Source organism: Oryzibacillus soli, assembly GCF_051594765.1.
Taxonomy (GTDB): Bacteria; Bacillota; Bacilli; order Paenibacillales; family NBRC-103111; genus Paenibacillus_AR.
Window position 1 is genome coordinate 62,003 of sequence record NZ_JBPPGJ010000019.1, and the last position, 15,181, is coordinate 77,183.

The window sequence follows — 15,181 nt, forward strand, 5'->3', positions numbered from 1 at the left end:
ACCAGTCTATTCTTTTTTCACCAATTTGTTGCGGTATTCCAATGGGGAGCATTGTTCGATTTTTTCAAATTGGGTGACGAAATAGTTCGCAACCGGGATGCCCACCCTCTCGGCAATCTCATACATCCGGAGATCGGTTTGCCGAAGCAGCTTTTTGGCTTCCTCCACCCGAACCTGCAGCAAATATTCGTTAAAGTAGATGCCGTAGGTCTTCCGGAAGAGCTGTCCCAGGTAGGCTGGGTTCATGTAGAAATGAGCTGCAATGCTCTTCAGATTGATATTTTCACTATAATGGGAATCGATGTGTTTCTTAATCTTCTCGATATCCCCCTTGGACTGCTCCTTGCGCAGTTGGGCCACATATCCGGCGGCTTCTAGGACCATCACCGTAAAGTGCTCCCTCAAGCGCTGCACGCTCCATGTCTGTACTTCTGTTTCCATCTCCTCCAGCATCCGCCGCTGTCCATCATCCGATCCATGCATCTGCTTGATGACCCCCATAACTCTTGTCATGAAGCGGGTAAGGGAGAGAACGACAGCCGCCGGTGTATAGCGCTGGTTGCGGAAGCTCTGGAACATCTTGTCGATCATAGACCTGCAAGCTTCCTTGTTATTTTCCTCCAGATGGACCATCAACCGGTCAGACAAATTCGAATCCATGTCATAGATATGCAGGGCCTTGTCCTTCACTTGCCCGATGAGAATCACACGCTTGTCCTCCTCGGCAAACCGATGCTTGAGCGCTTCGTTCGCACCGGCGTAGGACCGCTTCACAGAGGCGAGGCTGTCCACCATGTCGCCCGCACAGAAGAGAAGCTCTTGATTCAGACGGGAGGATATCAAGCTGCGAACGGCTTCCAAAGCCTGCGGGATTCCATTGCCCCAACGGTTCAACTCTCGTATGCTCCATAGGATTCCGAATTGACCGGGAGCATGCTCGAGGATGGGAATGGCCGCTCCGGCCCCCTCCCAACCGGACATCCATTCTTGAAGCTCCTTCAACCGAACCGGCGGCTGGCCGGGCATGGTTTGGAATTGCGCCCATACATACAGGAAACCGGATTCCCCTTCCATTCCCAGTACCTCTGCGTACCGTTCGGCATCCTTCTCCCCCATCTCTTCATGCAGCATCAAGTCAAGGATGGAAGATATGGAATAATCTGTTTTTGTAAGCGCTGACAACCTCTTCTTGGCAATCGTCTGCGCCAGACGTTCCAGTGTCGCTCCCAGCTCCTTAACATCAATCGGCTTAAGAATGTAGTCCTTCACTCCGTACCGGATGGCCTGTTGGGCGTACTTGAAATCATTATAGCCGCTGATGATGATAAATTCAGGATCTACCCGTGACTCTTCCTTGACGCTTCGGATTAATTCCAGCCCGTCCAATACCGGCATCATGATGTCTGTAATGACCAGGTCCGGCTCCAGCCGGTGAATCATCTCCAGAGCCTCTCCCCCGTTTTTCGCTTCGCCGACCAGTGTGCATTTGAACTGCTCCCATCGGATCAGCTTCTGCAGACCTTTGCGTACGAATACCTCATCATCCACCAACAACACCTTGTACATGGGCCAGACCTCCTTTTACGTCGTGGTAGATCGACCACTATTTTAACACAGTTCACGGTTTCCAAAAAGATACAAGCAAAAGGGAGCCTTGCGGCTCCCTTCTGTTAGTGATTATCGTAAATTCTATAGATGACTACCGCAGCTTCGGCCCTTGTCGTCGTCGCAGTGGGGTGAATGGAGTTTCCATCCCCTATGATGATGCCTCCCTTAACCAGAGCCGCCACGCTGTCTGCAGCATAGGCCGCAATGCTCGAAGCATCCGAGTAGCCGCGTAACGCTTCCCTGTCTCCGGTTCCGGGCAATTGGTTCACCGCCTTCAATGCTCTGGCGATGATCACCATCATGTCCTGCCTCGAGATCTCATTCGTCGGATTGAAATTGCCGTTCTCCAGACCTGTGATGATGCCCAGTTTCTTGGCAATTCCAAGTGCCTCGTAGTAGTAATCCTGTTGGCTTACATCGGTGAAGCCGGAACCAACCTCCGCTTTCAATCCAAGAGCTCTGACCAGCAGGACAACGAAGTCCGCTCTGGTAATGTTCTGGTCCGGACCGAAAGTGGTCTCGGAGGTTCCCTTGATGATTCCCTTAGCCTGAAGCGCATCGATAGCATCCGACGCCCATTCATGCTGGCTGCCTACATCCTTAAAGATATTGGCAGTCGGGGTCGGTGCAGGCGTAGTGGAAGGTGTTGCAGATGGCGTAGGTGTCGGCTTCGTTGTCGGAGCGGTTGTCGGTGTCGGACTCGGTGTCGGAGCCGTTCCGCTGTCTCCACCGCTGCTTCCACCACTGCTTCCACCACTGCTTCCACCGCTATTGCTGAGCGTACTTACGTTAAGTGTCGGGCCATTCGTGCTCCAGTTATTTGCCGCATCGCCCGCTTGTACGGAGAACCCATAAGTGGTCCCTGCTGCCAGCCCGGTAACGTCGTAATGCGTTACGGAGCCCTGCACATTCCCGATGACATCGGTTCCTTTATAAATCTTGTACCCGGTTACCCCGGTATGATCCGCAGCCGCCGGCCAAGTGAGGGTCATTCCGGTGGTTGTCACATTGGATGCCGTAAGTGTGCTTCCCTGCGGCCAGGTCGGTGCAGCCGTATCCGCTGCTTGGAGCGTGGTCACGCTGAGAGAAGGACCGTTCGTGCTGTAATTCCCCGCATGATCTCCGGCTTCCACGCTGAAGGTGTAGGCGGTATTCGGCGTCAAGCCATTGACGGTATAGCTGTTGACGGATCCCGCTACAGAGATCGGCTCCGCATTCACACCGTTGAAGATCCGGTATTCCGTTACGCCCAGGTTATCCTGAGCCGCAGACCACGACAGAGTCACTCCGGTGCTGGTGATGTTGGAGCTTTGGAGCTTACTTCCTTGCGGCCATGCCGGTGCGGTCTCATCCACCCCGTTCGTGCCGTTGATGGTTAACGAACCGTAGGTTAAGCTGGCTGCTCCTTTGGTGATTCGCAGTGAGAATTGCCCGTCATAAGCGACGGTGCTCGTGACACCCAATGCGGCCAAGCCGGTATTGCTGTTCAAGACTTGTTCCGCTTTGGCCCGCAGGATCTCCGGTTCGTTGCTTCCCGGATTCTGAACGGTCACATTGCTTCCGATCAGGACAGCCGCCTGCTCTACAGCCAACTGATCCGCATCCGCGTCCCCGGGCTCCGCCAGCGTCTTCACCAGCGTCACGTTGGAGAAGGTTGCTTGCAGATCCGCCGTTGCGCTCAAGTTGGTTGCATATAATTGGATCTTCGCATCTCTGAAGAAATCCGGAGTGAAGGTTGTCGGAACGGTTACACCCGGTTTGCTGCTCATAATCGTCCAGCTCGAACCGCCGTTTGTTGAGAAGTACCCTTGTGCATCATTGCCGCTCTTCACGATGCGAAGGTAATAATCCGTACCGCTTAAGCTCGTCTGCCCCGTCTGGTTGGCATTCGGCGTGGTTCCTGAGAGACCGGAGCTATTCACTTTAACGCTGGTTCCCACTCTTATGCCGTTGATTCTAAAGAACTCCCCGGACGCCGGTTTGCTGATTCCGAGTCCAACTTGCGTGCCGTCCGTAAAGCTGACATCACTGAGAGCCTTATTCACTGAGATCTTCGCCGTCAGCGTCCAGTTTCCATCCGCTGCGCCGGGGAACAGCAGCATATCATGGCTGTTCGGGTAATCCTGATCCGCCTTGTACGTCGCAATCGTTACGCTTCCTGCCGGATTGTAGGTGATCGCATTGACCGTTGGATTCGGGTTGGCGATCCCCCAGCCTGCAGGGAGTCCATTCGCAAAGTTGAAGATTTCCGTCGTACTGAATGCAACCGTATATGTCTTGATTACATTCTGGCCCTTCAAGAAACGGACAACGGCCGTCCCTACCTTGCTTTCCGCTTGAGAGATGCTGATCTTAACATCCTTGTCATTGGAGGATGCCGTTACTTGCGGAACCGTATTACCGGTGACCGTGTAGGAATAGTTCGTTGTATTGGCATCAAAATTCGTCGGTTGAACCCCGTCGATAAACAGATTATACGATGGGATAAATGCGGGTGTTAGCGAAAGCTGGTCCGCGTAAAGGATATTGGAATCCTTCGCATAGATAGCCAGCACTACCTTGGCCGTACCATTGGGCTGTGAATAAGTAAACGGCTGGTTCGGTGTCTCGTGCCAATCCGCAACCTTCACGTCAACGGGCTGGAAGGAGGATAAGCCGATGGGGCCCCCCGAAAGGATGCGTCCCACCAATTGCCCATTGCTCCAGTAAGCGGGATCGCCGGCTTCTCGGGCCGCATAGGGCTCCGGCATGTCACGGCCGTTAATGGGAGTGTACCCCAATTGAGTTCCGTTGGCGTCATAATAGACCAATGCCGCTTCCACGTCACCGGGATGCTCGGCCGCAATATCATAGCTCTCCGGGCGGCTCTGCATGGAGAGGAAATACCCCTTGAAGTTGTACTGAACCCCTTGGGTCAGCTTGCCGGTAACATCCTGCCAGATTCCGTCATACTGGTCTTGGGCTTGAATCCGGCCTGCAAGCTTGGCGGAGCCGGCGGTTTTGGACGTTGAGCTGTTTTTCAGATAACGGGACAGACCCGAGTAGCTCTGAATGGCGTCGGCTGTAAAGACAGGGCCTGTAACATTCTGTTCGAACGCCCCTTTATTGTAGCGGCCAGCAGTCCAATTGCTGGAATCGGTAGCGATTGTCGTGTCAAAATCGCCGTTCAGGAGAATATTCCCCGGGATGGATACCGTAGAATTGTTGGCTGCAGCACTCCAGTCGGAATCGTTGGCTCCGAACAGGAAGCGGTCAACGGTGATAGACCCGCTGGCCAAGCTTGTCTCGGCTACGATATACAAGTCCTTATGACCGTATGCGCTTAGATCCCCTGTATCCACCATATCCTGATACTTGCCATATCCACTATTGGCCGGTACTTGAATAGCAGCGACCTGTGTCCCTTTAGTTCGAATATCCGCCGTGCTGCCCACTGCAGTGCCGACCGGCAGGACATAGGCTTGAAGGCTGCCGCCATGAGTGGACTTGGTCTGTGCGGTCAAATAGAGCAGGTGCTTGCGGACCACGCCGCCATTGGCGGAACCGTCTGCGAAGTTGACATTTTTGTAGGCCAAATATTTGCCGTTCTTCAGGGTTACGGCTTCGTTGGAACGGCCGGCGCTGCCTGCGGCATCACCCGGAATCTTGCTGTCATTGCCTTCCGCCTCCAGCGAGGAGAAAATATCGCGTTCCCCGCCATCGCTTCCATCCAAGCCATTGTACGTGGCATAGGTGCCTTGGGACGGTACGATGGTGACGATGCTGGCCGAGGGAACATCAATCACGAACTTGCCGTTCGTAACGGGAATGGAAGCCAGCTTCTTCTGATTTTCACTTCCGGAGGTACGGAACACGGTGACGCTGGTCGTACCAGCCGGGAAGTCCTTCAGCGTAAATTCCAGAGGCTGGATGCTGTCATCATTCTTCGCATTGGACACCGTAATGGCGAAATCATTATTATTCGGATTCTTGAAGCCAATTACATGGATATCCGGCGTAGGCACGCGAGTCACGTCGAAGCGTACGTCGCCCGGCTTCATGAAGCGGGAGAAGTGCCCGTAACCGTAGAAGCGCTTGAACAGCCGGTATTCTCCTGTAAGTGTACTGATGTGTCCGGGCTCCTGTTGGGAGTTGGTGGTGACGAACCGGATCAAGTCGGAGCCGTCTGCACCGTTGTTATCCCACATGCTCCACCAGACGAAGCCATTGAAGCCCGGATTGCTGGAGAACATATTGGTCATGAGAGTGGACCAGCGCACGGCGTCATTGATATTCTGGTTGCCATACCGCTGGGTATAGGCACCTGCAGAACCGTCGCCGGTATCCTGGTTCATGAATTCGGCCTGCCACAGCTTATAGCGGGTCAGAAACTCGGGATACTTGGAGCCATCCTTCGTGTAATCGAGAGGCGCCTGAGCGAAATCGCCGGTATGGTACAGCTTCGTTTCATCCGTACCGATGCCAACCGTACCGTACAAGTGGGTGGTGAAGACGTCCAGGTACGGATTTTTGTCCAGCGCATTGCCTTCATCTGTTTCGGAGAAGACCGGCCCGCCACGGCTGATGGAAGCGGCGAGATTGGTGCCATCCAGGGCGGCCAGCTGAGGGATAAAGTTGATAACCTTCCCTTCGGGATTCTTGATATCGTAGAGGGCTCCGCCCGGCTGCATGGATTTCTTCAGCGTCGGCCCGATATAGCCGTCGATCAGCTCGGTAACATAAGCAGCGGAGCCGCCTGCAAGGTCCACCTCGTTGAAGGGGTTGATATGTGTGATGGGAATGCCCCACTGCTGCCACATGCCACGGATATAGTTCACCAGGTAATCCGCGTAAGCTTGGTAATAAATTTTAACGTTTTTGCCGTCGATGGTAGCCGTGTCGCCACGGACGATCTTGCTGGGAGCATTGGTCGACGTACTGCTCATCCAGTAGGGAACGGTCCAGGTACATGCGTAAAATTGCTTCACGCCGTACTGCATGGCCTGGCGCATGGTCCATACCTGATCCACATCGAACAGCTCCTTGCGGGTACGCGGGCTGTTTTTAATCACAACCGGATTCTCACCCGGTGCGCTGAGCTGATTGGTTGGCCCTCCGTCATCGTTGGCAATCGGTTGGTTCCAGGAAGGATAATCCCAGATGAAGCCCTCTACCGGAACCAGAGTACCGGGGGCATGATCCGGTTCGTTCGGCCAGATGCTATCGGTGTTCCCATCATAGTAGCGATTTTCATCCTCCATCTTATAGCCATATTGGCCGGCCGTTCCCCTCATCGGGATCGGGTTACCCGCGACGTCATAGCCTGGGTTGCTTGCATCCGCCAGCAGCCCGGTTACCGGGTTGAAGCCGGGACTGGAGGCTGTTGCGTTCTTGGTGGTGAGCCCCCCGTTATCACCTACGATTACCCGTACGATGTCATGTCCGGTTCCGTTTTTCTCCCCAAAGGTCAGATCCAAGAGACGGCGTACGGTGTCCTGATGACCGGCAGTGGCAAGCTGAAGCATTTGGACCGAATCCGTATAGGCGTAGGCAGCACCGACCCCGTCCATCGTCTGGTAGGTGGTGTTCCAAGTGGCCGTTACCGGAGCAGCCTGTACAGGAGAAGCTTGTCCCTCAGCGGCATGAACCGGGGCGGAAAACGAAATCGGGGCAAGGATGGAAAGCGTCATCGCGCCGGCCATCGTTACCGAAAGAGTCTTTCGCCAAGAATGTTTCCTCATTCTGCGTGTTCCTCCTTTTAAACTTCGAGTTGGTGGATTATGGATCTTACTCCTCTCTGAAAAATATTGTAGCATTGCCTAAAAAATTGAGTAGAATACTAATCCACGAATTATTTTAAAATATCCCGGAAATTGAAAGCGCAAACAAAATTCCGTAAAATCCTCTTTCACTTTTTCATGAAATTTCATTTCTAACGCAAAAAATAACACTTTATGGGTGTTAATCCCAATAAAGTGTTATTTTAACATACATTGTTGTGATTGATTATTCCTTGAGCAATCCTCTATTTGATCAGATCCGTCGGGTTCATGCCGGTCATTTTCTTGAAGAGGGTGCTGAAATACGGAACATTCTTATACCCGACCCGCTCCGCCACCTCATAGACCAGCATATGGCGCTCCATCAGCAGTTCTCGGGCCTTTTCAATCCTGACGCGGGTCAAGTAGGTATTGAAGGTCTCCCCGGTAATATTCTTGAAGATGATGGACAAGTGATTACGGGATATAAACACCTTATCCGACAGCTCCGCCAGCGTAACGTCCTCCGCATAATGCTCGTGAATGTAATGGGTCATGAAATCCACCACTTGACGGTGCTTGCTGCTTCCCTTCCATTGTCTGCTCCCGCATATGACGGTGATTTTCTCGAACAGCCATCTTTGCAGCTCGTCCGGATGAAGCAAGCTCTTGATCTCCTTGGCGATCTGGTCATTGGTGAACAGCTCCTCCAGGACATAGCCCGCTTCGTAGAGACAATACGAGATAATCCCCCACAGCTCGCTTCCCAGCATCTGGACATAATCGGGCGTTATGCCTTCCCAGTCTCCCAAGGTCCCCATATAATCGGTTACCAGCTGCTTCGCTTCCGCTTCCTGCGCCGCCTTCATGGCACTGGCCAGCTCATAGGTGAACTTCACCTGGAAGAGGGCTGCCTGCTTCCGTTCGCTTTTCACTTCCCCTTGGTAAACATACAATTCTTGGGGTGGAGAAACGCACTTGTGCCTCATATCGATGGCACGGAATGCTTCCTCGGTCGAATCCGGAATCTGTGTCCAGGAGGTCTTGGTCCCTCCGATGCCGATGCGGCTCACCAGCTTCAGATAGCTCTTGATATTCTCCATGATGCGGATCCCCAGTTCCTCCATCGCTTCATGCGCCCGATTGCCGGGCTCCAGCTCCGGATGGATGATCAGGACCGCACGGGTGCTATGGAGCTCGGCATACTCCACGAAGGGAAATACCCTCCTTGCCAACTCGCAGACAATATTGCTGACTGCGAAGCGGAACAGGTTCCAGTCCGATACGGAATAAGTGCGCGCCCGTTCGTCGCGGATCAGCTCGATCCCCATGACCGCATGGCTGGAATCAGACCAGTAGCGGTACGGCTGCGGCAGATGCTCCCGGTTCCGGTAAGAGCTGTCCAAGGTGCCGATCGCAGCGGACCGTACCCATTCCTTCTCGATGAACGGCTCGTAGAGCATCAGCTTGTGGCTCAGCTCTCCTTCCTTGATCCGCTTCTCTTCCTCTGCCGCCAGCTCCTGTATGACCTTGTTCAGGATGACCTTCAGTGTCGGCACGCTGATCGGCTTGGATACATAATCGCTGACGTTATACCTCAAGGCCTGCCTGGCGTGCTCAAAGTCGGAGTATCCGCTTAGAATGATGATCTTACCGTTGTACCCTTCCTTGCGCAGCTGTTCAATCATATCCAAGCCGTTAAGAAGCGGCATATAAATATCGGTGATCACAATGTCCGGTTGGGTGGCGCGGATCATGTTCAACCCGTCTGCGCCGTTCATGGCCTCCCCCACCCATTCCGCCTCCAGATCCTCCCATGGAATGGCTCGCTTCATTCCTTGAAGCACTTGGCGCTCATCGTCAATAATGGCGATCTTCCACACCATCCATACCTCCTCTGTTGTATCCCATGCCGACATCCTTCATCCGTCAAGGCTCGTTAACCGGCGGTTCGGTTAGCGCAGGCAGGCTGATATCCACCCGGGTTCCCCCTTCTTCCCGCTCCGACAGCTTGACTTCATAGCGCTCTCCGAAATATCCGGCAATACGTTCTCTTACGTTCCGGATCCCGTAACCGCCGGTATGACGCTTCTTCTTATTATCCGCCACTTGCTGGAGGCCGATGCCGTCATCGAGGATGGTAATCTGAAGCGTATTCTCATGGTGCTTCAGCTGGATATCCACTTGTCCGGTCATCCTGGCATTGAACCCGTGCACAATCGAATTCTCTACGAACGGCTGCAAGGTGAGCTTGGGAACATAGAGCTCCCTCCCGTCATCGGGTGCGTCTATCGTGTATTCCAAGCCGCCGCCCCAGCGGAGCTGCTGGATTTCGAGATAGCATCGGATATGCTCCAATTCCTTCTCCACCGTAATGAAGCTGTCTCCATTGGACAGTCCGATCCGGAACATCTGCCCCATCAGCTCCAGAATCCGGCTAAGCTCATCCTGTCCGGCTTCAATGGCCATCCAATTAAGCTGGTCCAGCATATTGTAGAGGAAGTGGGGGTTGATATTGGCTTGAAGCGCTTCGATCTCTGCCTTGCGAAGCTGCTCGTACCGGCGCTGGAGAGAGAGATACAGCTCCTCGATCCGCTCATTCTGCTTGCGGTACCCGGCGAACAGATAACCGAATTCGTTCTCGTAATCGGTAGGCAGCTCCACATTCTTCCCGCCGATGGAATAGGAGCTCATGGCCGTAACCAGCTTCTTGATGGGTTTGGTGAATTGTTTGCTTAAGTACAGGGTGAGGAGAAGAACCAGAAGAACAGCCGCGACGCCGATGATCCCGATGACTTCCGCCAAGCGGAAGCTGCTGGCCGTAATCTTATTCCAGGATGTAATTTCGACTATGGTCCAATTGGAATCGGCTCGTTTCGAGAAGACCAGGAGGGAATTGTCCATACTGGAATGTCCCCGGATATGAACATAGCCCGATTGCTCCGTCCGCGTATTGACCCATTGGCTCAGATCCTTCTGCTTCAGCGATTCTCCGACCTTCAGGAATTCCCGCCCGTTGCTGTCCGTCATCATCCGGTTGGTCCCAGCCGAATGGCCCGCTAACAGCGTCCGGATATCCTTGGCTTTAACATGAATGACGATGACGCCAACCAATACGGAATCGTTGAAGATGATCTTACGGCCGAAGCTCAGAACCGGGACATTTCCTTGGAAGCTGGAGATTTCATGCTCCGCCGTCCAGGCATAATCGGTCTTGTCCAAGTATCCGCTCCAGCCCTCCTTTTCCAGATCCTTCATGTCCAGGAACTGAATATAGCTATTTTCCTCATTCTTGAGAGGGCGATCCATATAAACGTCAATGCCCTGGATGATCGGAATCGAAAACGCCAGATTGGAAAGCGCCTTCTGAACATTCACGATTCTTCGATACCGATCGAATACGTCCTGGTTCATCTGGTTATTCCGAAGCAAGGAGACCAATTCGTTGTCACGGGAGCTGGAGAGGGAGAGCTGTTCGATGGTCACCAGCCGGGTAGAGATCTCGTTATTCAACTCATCCAGCAGCTGCTGCTGATAATGGGAGGTCGTCTTCACTAAAGCGTTGGAGGAAATGTTGTAGCTTGCCCAGACGATACAGGCGAGAACGACCACAATGAGAATGAAGAAGCTGCGGAAAAATAAGCTGTCAATTCGGACCTTCTTGAATGGGTTCATCATCCGGGGCTTCCCCCTAGCGTTCGATTAAGGTGAAAGAAACGGTAAAGCTGCGAACGAGGTTCGTCGCTTTACCGTTTGCAGTTGCCATATTTACGATCATCTTAACCCTTAATGCCTGTCGTTGCAATGCCCTCGACAAAATAACGCTGCAGGAACATAAATACCAGAGTTGCAGGAAGGATGGAGACCAAGGCCATGGCCAACAGCTGTCCCCATTCTTGGGCGGATTGGGCATCGTTGATCATCCGGAGCGCCAGACCGACCGTATACTTATCTACGGAGTTCAGATACAGCAGGTGGCCCAGGAAGTCATCCCAGTTCCACAGGAAGCAGAAGATCATGATTGTTACGATGGCCGGCTTCGTCAGCGGTAGAACCACCCGCCAGAAAATACCGAACCAGGAGCATCCGTCTATTTTGGCCGACTCATCAAGATCCTTCGGAATTCCACGGATAAATTGAATCAGCAGGAAGACGAAGAAGGTACCGCCTGCTCCGCTGGCCACCAGGTGAGGAATGACGAACGGAAGATACGTGTTGACCCAGCCCAATTGGTGGAACATGGCATACTGGGGAATAATCAGAACTTGACCGGGCATCATCAGGGTCATCATCAGAATGGAGAACCAGAAATTTTTCAACGGGAAGTCCAGACGCGCGAATCCGAATGCAACCAGAGTACTGGATATCAAGGTTACGATCAGAACCATTGCTTCCAGACCGAATGTGTTCAGGTAGAAGTCCGTGAAGGTATGTCCGGGAACCGCATGCCAACCGTTGGTGAAGTTGCTCCACTTCGGAACGGAAGGAAATAAACCCGGAGACGCAAGCTCTTCATTGGATTTAAGCGAGGCGCCGACCCACCAGATCAAGGGATAGACCATAAGAAGACTGAACGCGATCATAAGGGTATGCCGAACGATAGAACTCCATTTCAGGGTCATTTCCTTTTCCTACCTCCTGTGTCCGTTTCGTAGAAGACCCAATATTTCGAAGTGGCTGCGATGACCGCTGCGACGATCACGATCATGACCAGCATGATCCAGGCCAATGCAGAGGCATAGCCCAATTGATACCGGCTAAAGGCCCGTTCGTACAGATACAGGGCGTACACGTATGTGGCATTCATCGGACCGCCGTTCGTAATGACGAATGCGGAGGTAAACATCTGGAAGGAGTTGATAACCCCCATAATGAGGTTAAAGTAGATGATCGGCGACAGCATCGGCAGCGTAATCTTAAAGAATTGAACCAGCTTGCTCGCGCCGTCTACGGACGAGGCTTCATACAGATCATTGGGAATCTGCTTCAGACCGGCTAGAAAAATGACCATGGCCGAGCCGAACTGCCAGACCGTCAGCAGAATCAGCGTTCCCAACGCGGTGTTCGGGCTTGTGATCCAGCCCTTCCCTGCGATACCGAAGGTCGACAGGATCTGATTGAAAATGCCGTCCACACCGAAGATATTGCGCCACAGGATCGATACGGCTATGCTTCCTCCGATCAGCGACGGGAAATAAATGGCGGTACGATAGAACGATATCCCTTTGACCGCCTTGTTCAGGATAACGGCCACCAGGAGCGCTGCCGCCAGCTTAAGCGGGACAGAGGCCAGGACATATTCGAATGTGACCCTTACGGAGGTGACAAATCTGGGGTCATCCGTAAAGATACGGCTGTAATTGCGGGTTCCCACCCAATCGATCGGTTCCAGCAGCGTATAATTGGTAAACGAATAATACAGCGACAGGAGCATCGGGTACGCGGTGAGTCCCAAGAATCCGATTAACCATGGAGCAATGAACAAGTAACCTGCGATCGGAGCATCCCAGCGACGGAGAAACTTCCGTTTCTTCTTTCCTTCAGCGGCATGAACAACGGCTGTGGAAGGGTTCAAGTATGATCACCTCTGCACTTTCCTTTTTCTCTTAACCATCTCTATAGCTCCATTATATAAGTGGCGTTACCTCGTCTAAAGTAGGCAAATCATCGAATTACTTCAAAATATCACGAAAATAAAGACGGGGAAACGCATCCTGCCGCTTCCCCGTCTGGTTGAAATTACGCGTATATAAGCCGGTTCAATTGGTCGGCAATTCCGCTTTTTCGATAGAAATAGGTGTTGATCCGGTCACGCCATTCCTTGGCATGCTCCGCCTGCTCGGCAAGTCGCTCCGCTACTTGCGTGTAGAGTCCTTCATCCATGGATCCCGCCAGACTCTCCCAGGTGACCAGCAGCTGTTCCGCCTTCTCCGCCCCGTCAAAATGGGTATCGTAAATATGCTGGATCACGGTCTTGCCGGAATGAAGAACGTGCGTGTAGGGCACATGGTGGAAGAACAGCAGCAGCTCGTCCGGACAATCCTGCAAGGATTCGTACCGTTCGCGATTAGCTCCGTTGTATTGGGCGGTATAACCGGTTCCACTAGACTGCGTGCGGTCGACCCCCACCCCATTCCGATCGGCATAGTGATACGTGCCCCACTTGGAGTACTCATATCCGTCCACATCCGGACCATAGTGGGTATGGGGCGTGACCATGAAGCCGACGCCAAGGGGAGCCGTATAGGATTCATAAATGGCGGGTGAGCTCAGTAGGATCATCTTGATAATCGTCCTGACGTTCTCCTGATCCCCGAAGGTCAACCGGATCCATTCATCGGCAATCTCCTCGGACGACAGATCCGGATTCCAGATCAGTCTGCCATACCCATACAGATTGGCTTGCGCCAACAGATGGCCAGTCCAATTGGAGTCATCCCCGATATTGGAGACGGCCGCTATACCGGACAACTTGCTGCCATGAAGGTCACCGCAGGCGATACGCTTGATGGTGGAGCCCAGACCCTTGGTATAGGTTTCGAATTCCAAGATTTCCTTCCACTGCGGAATCAGATAGAACACATGCCGCTGCTGGCCCGTGTATTCCTGCGCGATCTGAAATTCAAGCACCTGGTTGGTGGACGGCATGGCTCCCAGCAGCGGAGAAACCGGCTCCCGTACTTGAAAATCCATGGGACCGTTCTTGATCTGCAGGATGACATTGTCCTTAAAGCGGCCGTCCAGCGGCTTGAAGTGATCGTAAGCGGCCCGTGCCCGGTCCGTCTTGCGGTCGCGCCAGTCCTGCTTGCAGTTGTAGACAAAACAACGCCAGATGACAATCCCGTTGAAGGGCTCCAGCGCTTCAGCAAGCATGTTGGAGCCGTCGGCATGATCACGGCCGTAGGTAAAGGGACCCGGACGGTTCTCCGAATCCGCCTTCACCAGGTACCCGCCAAAATCCGGTATGGCCGAATAGACGCCTGCCGTTGTTTTTATCCACCACTGGCGGACTTCCGGATCGAGGGGATCTGCAGTGGACAAGCCGCCGATTTCGATGGGGCTTGCATAGTTGACACTCAGGAACAACTTGATCGCATAGGCGCGGAATATAGCCGCGAGCTTGGCTACATCGGGCAAAAATTCCGTAATCAGCCTGCTCTCCACCTTGTGAACATTCACATTGTTAATGGCAATCGCATTCACACCCGAAGATGCGAGCATTCTGGCATAGTCTCTAATCCGATCCGTCTCTTCCGTAATCCGGTTGTTCTTGAAGAATATCGATTGTCCGGCATAGCCCCGTTCCACGCTGCCATCCATGTTGTCCCATTGATTGATCATCCGCAGCTGGTTGACAGGATTCTCGGTAAGATCCAGATCCTCGACGGACAATCCCATGCTCAGAATCCGAAGAAGGTGGAAAGTGCCGTACAGTACCCCGCTTTCCGAGGCACCCCCGACGGCAATCCGCGAGTTTTCCTTATCCGTCCGGATCGCGTAGCCTTCCGGGCCTAACCGGACGATAGTATCGGCTCCAAACAATCGGTCTGCATCAGGATATTGGCGGAAGGTTGCCAGTACAATCCCTTGCCCTCCTTGTGCGGTCACTTCGGGGCTGACGCCCAGTATACCTTCCAGCCCCCGGGACAATTCAGATACGGCCGTTCGGATCACGACGTGATCCTCCGCTGCTTGAATCCGATTGTATGCGGTATATTGATGATAGCGTTCACCCGGGGCCAGCCGCCGGTATCCCAGCCATGCTTGATAACCGTCTCCGGTGCGATAAGTCATTTGTTGTCCCATTTTTCTCTTGCCTCCTACTGTCCTCGTTC

Annotated in this window: 7 protein-coding genes; all 7 read right to left on the bottom strand. The window is 53.2% G+C overall.

Translation table 11 applies throughout. The features are described 5' to 3' along the window. Window positions 1-6: 6 nt before the first annotated feature. Window positions 7-1,566, bottom strand: a complete 1,560-nt coding sequence (locus ACSEXW_RS22530) for a response regulator (RefSeq protein ID WP_438448438.1) — start codon at window positions 1,564-1,566, stop codon at window positions 7-9. A gap of 104 nt (window positions 1,567-1,670) precedes the next feature. Beyond that, window positions 1,671-7,328: an S-layer homology domain-containing protein gene (locus ACSEXW_RS22535; RefSeq protein ID WP_438448439.1), complete on the bottom strand. Its 5,658-nt coding sequence runs from the start codon at window positions 7,326-7,328 to the stop codon at window positions 1,671-1,673. A 284-nt stretch (window positions 7,329-7,612) separates the two neighbouring features. Continuing rightward, window positions 7,613-9,232 carry a response regulator transcription factor gene (locus tag ACSEXW_RS22540; protein ID WP_500797273.1) on the bottom strand — a complete coding sequence of 540 codons (1,620 nt, stop codon included), beginning with the start codon at window positions 9,230-9,232 and terminating at the stop codon, window positions 7,613-7,615. A gap of 43 nt (window positions 9,233-9,275) precedes the next feature. Continuing rightward, window positions 9,276-11,024 carry a cache domain-containing sensor histidine kinase gene (locus ACSEXW_RS22545; RefSeq protein WP_438448440.1) on the bottom strand — a complete coding sequence of 583 codons (1,749 nt, stop codon included), beginning with the start codon at window positions 11,022-11,024 and terminating at the stop codon, window positions 9,276-9,278. Window positions 11,025-11,125: 101 nt separating this feature from the next. Further along, window positions 11,126-11,968, bottom strand: coding sequence for a carbohydrate ABC transporter permease (locus ACSEXW_RS22550; RefSeq protein ID WP_438448441.1), 843 nt, complete (start codon window positions 11,966-11,968; stop codon window positions 11,126-11,128). Then, window positions 11,965-12,921, bottom strand: a complete 957-nt coding sequence (locus ACSEXW_RS22555; RefSeq protein ID WP_438448442.1) for a carbohydrate ABC transporter permease — start codon at window positions 12,919-12,921, stop codon at window positions 11,965-11,967. Before ACSEXW_RS22555 ends, ACSEXW_RS22550 begins: the two co-directional genes overlap by 4 nt. Before the next feature lie 164 nt (window positions 12,922-13,085). Then, on the bottom strand, window positions 13,086-15,152 hold the full coding sequence (locus ACSEXW_RS22560) for an alpha-glucuronidase family glycosyl hydrolase (RefSeq protein ID WP_438448443.1): 2,067 nt from the start codon (window positions 15,150-15,152) through the stop codon (window positions 13,086-13,088). Window positions 15,153-15,181 lie beyond the last annotated feature (29 nt).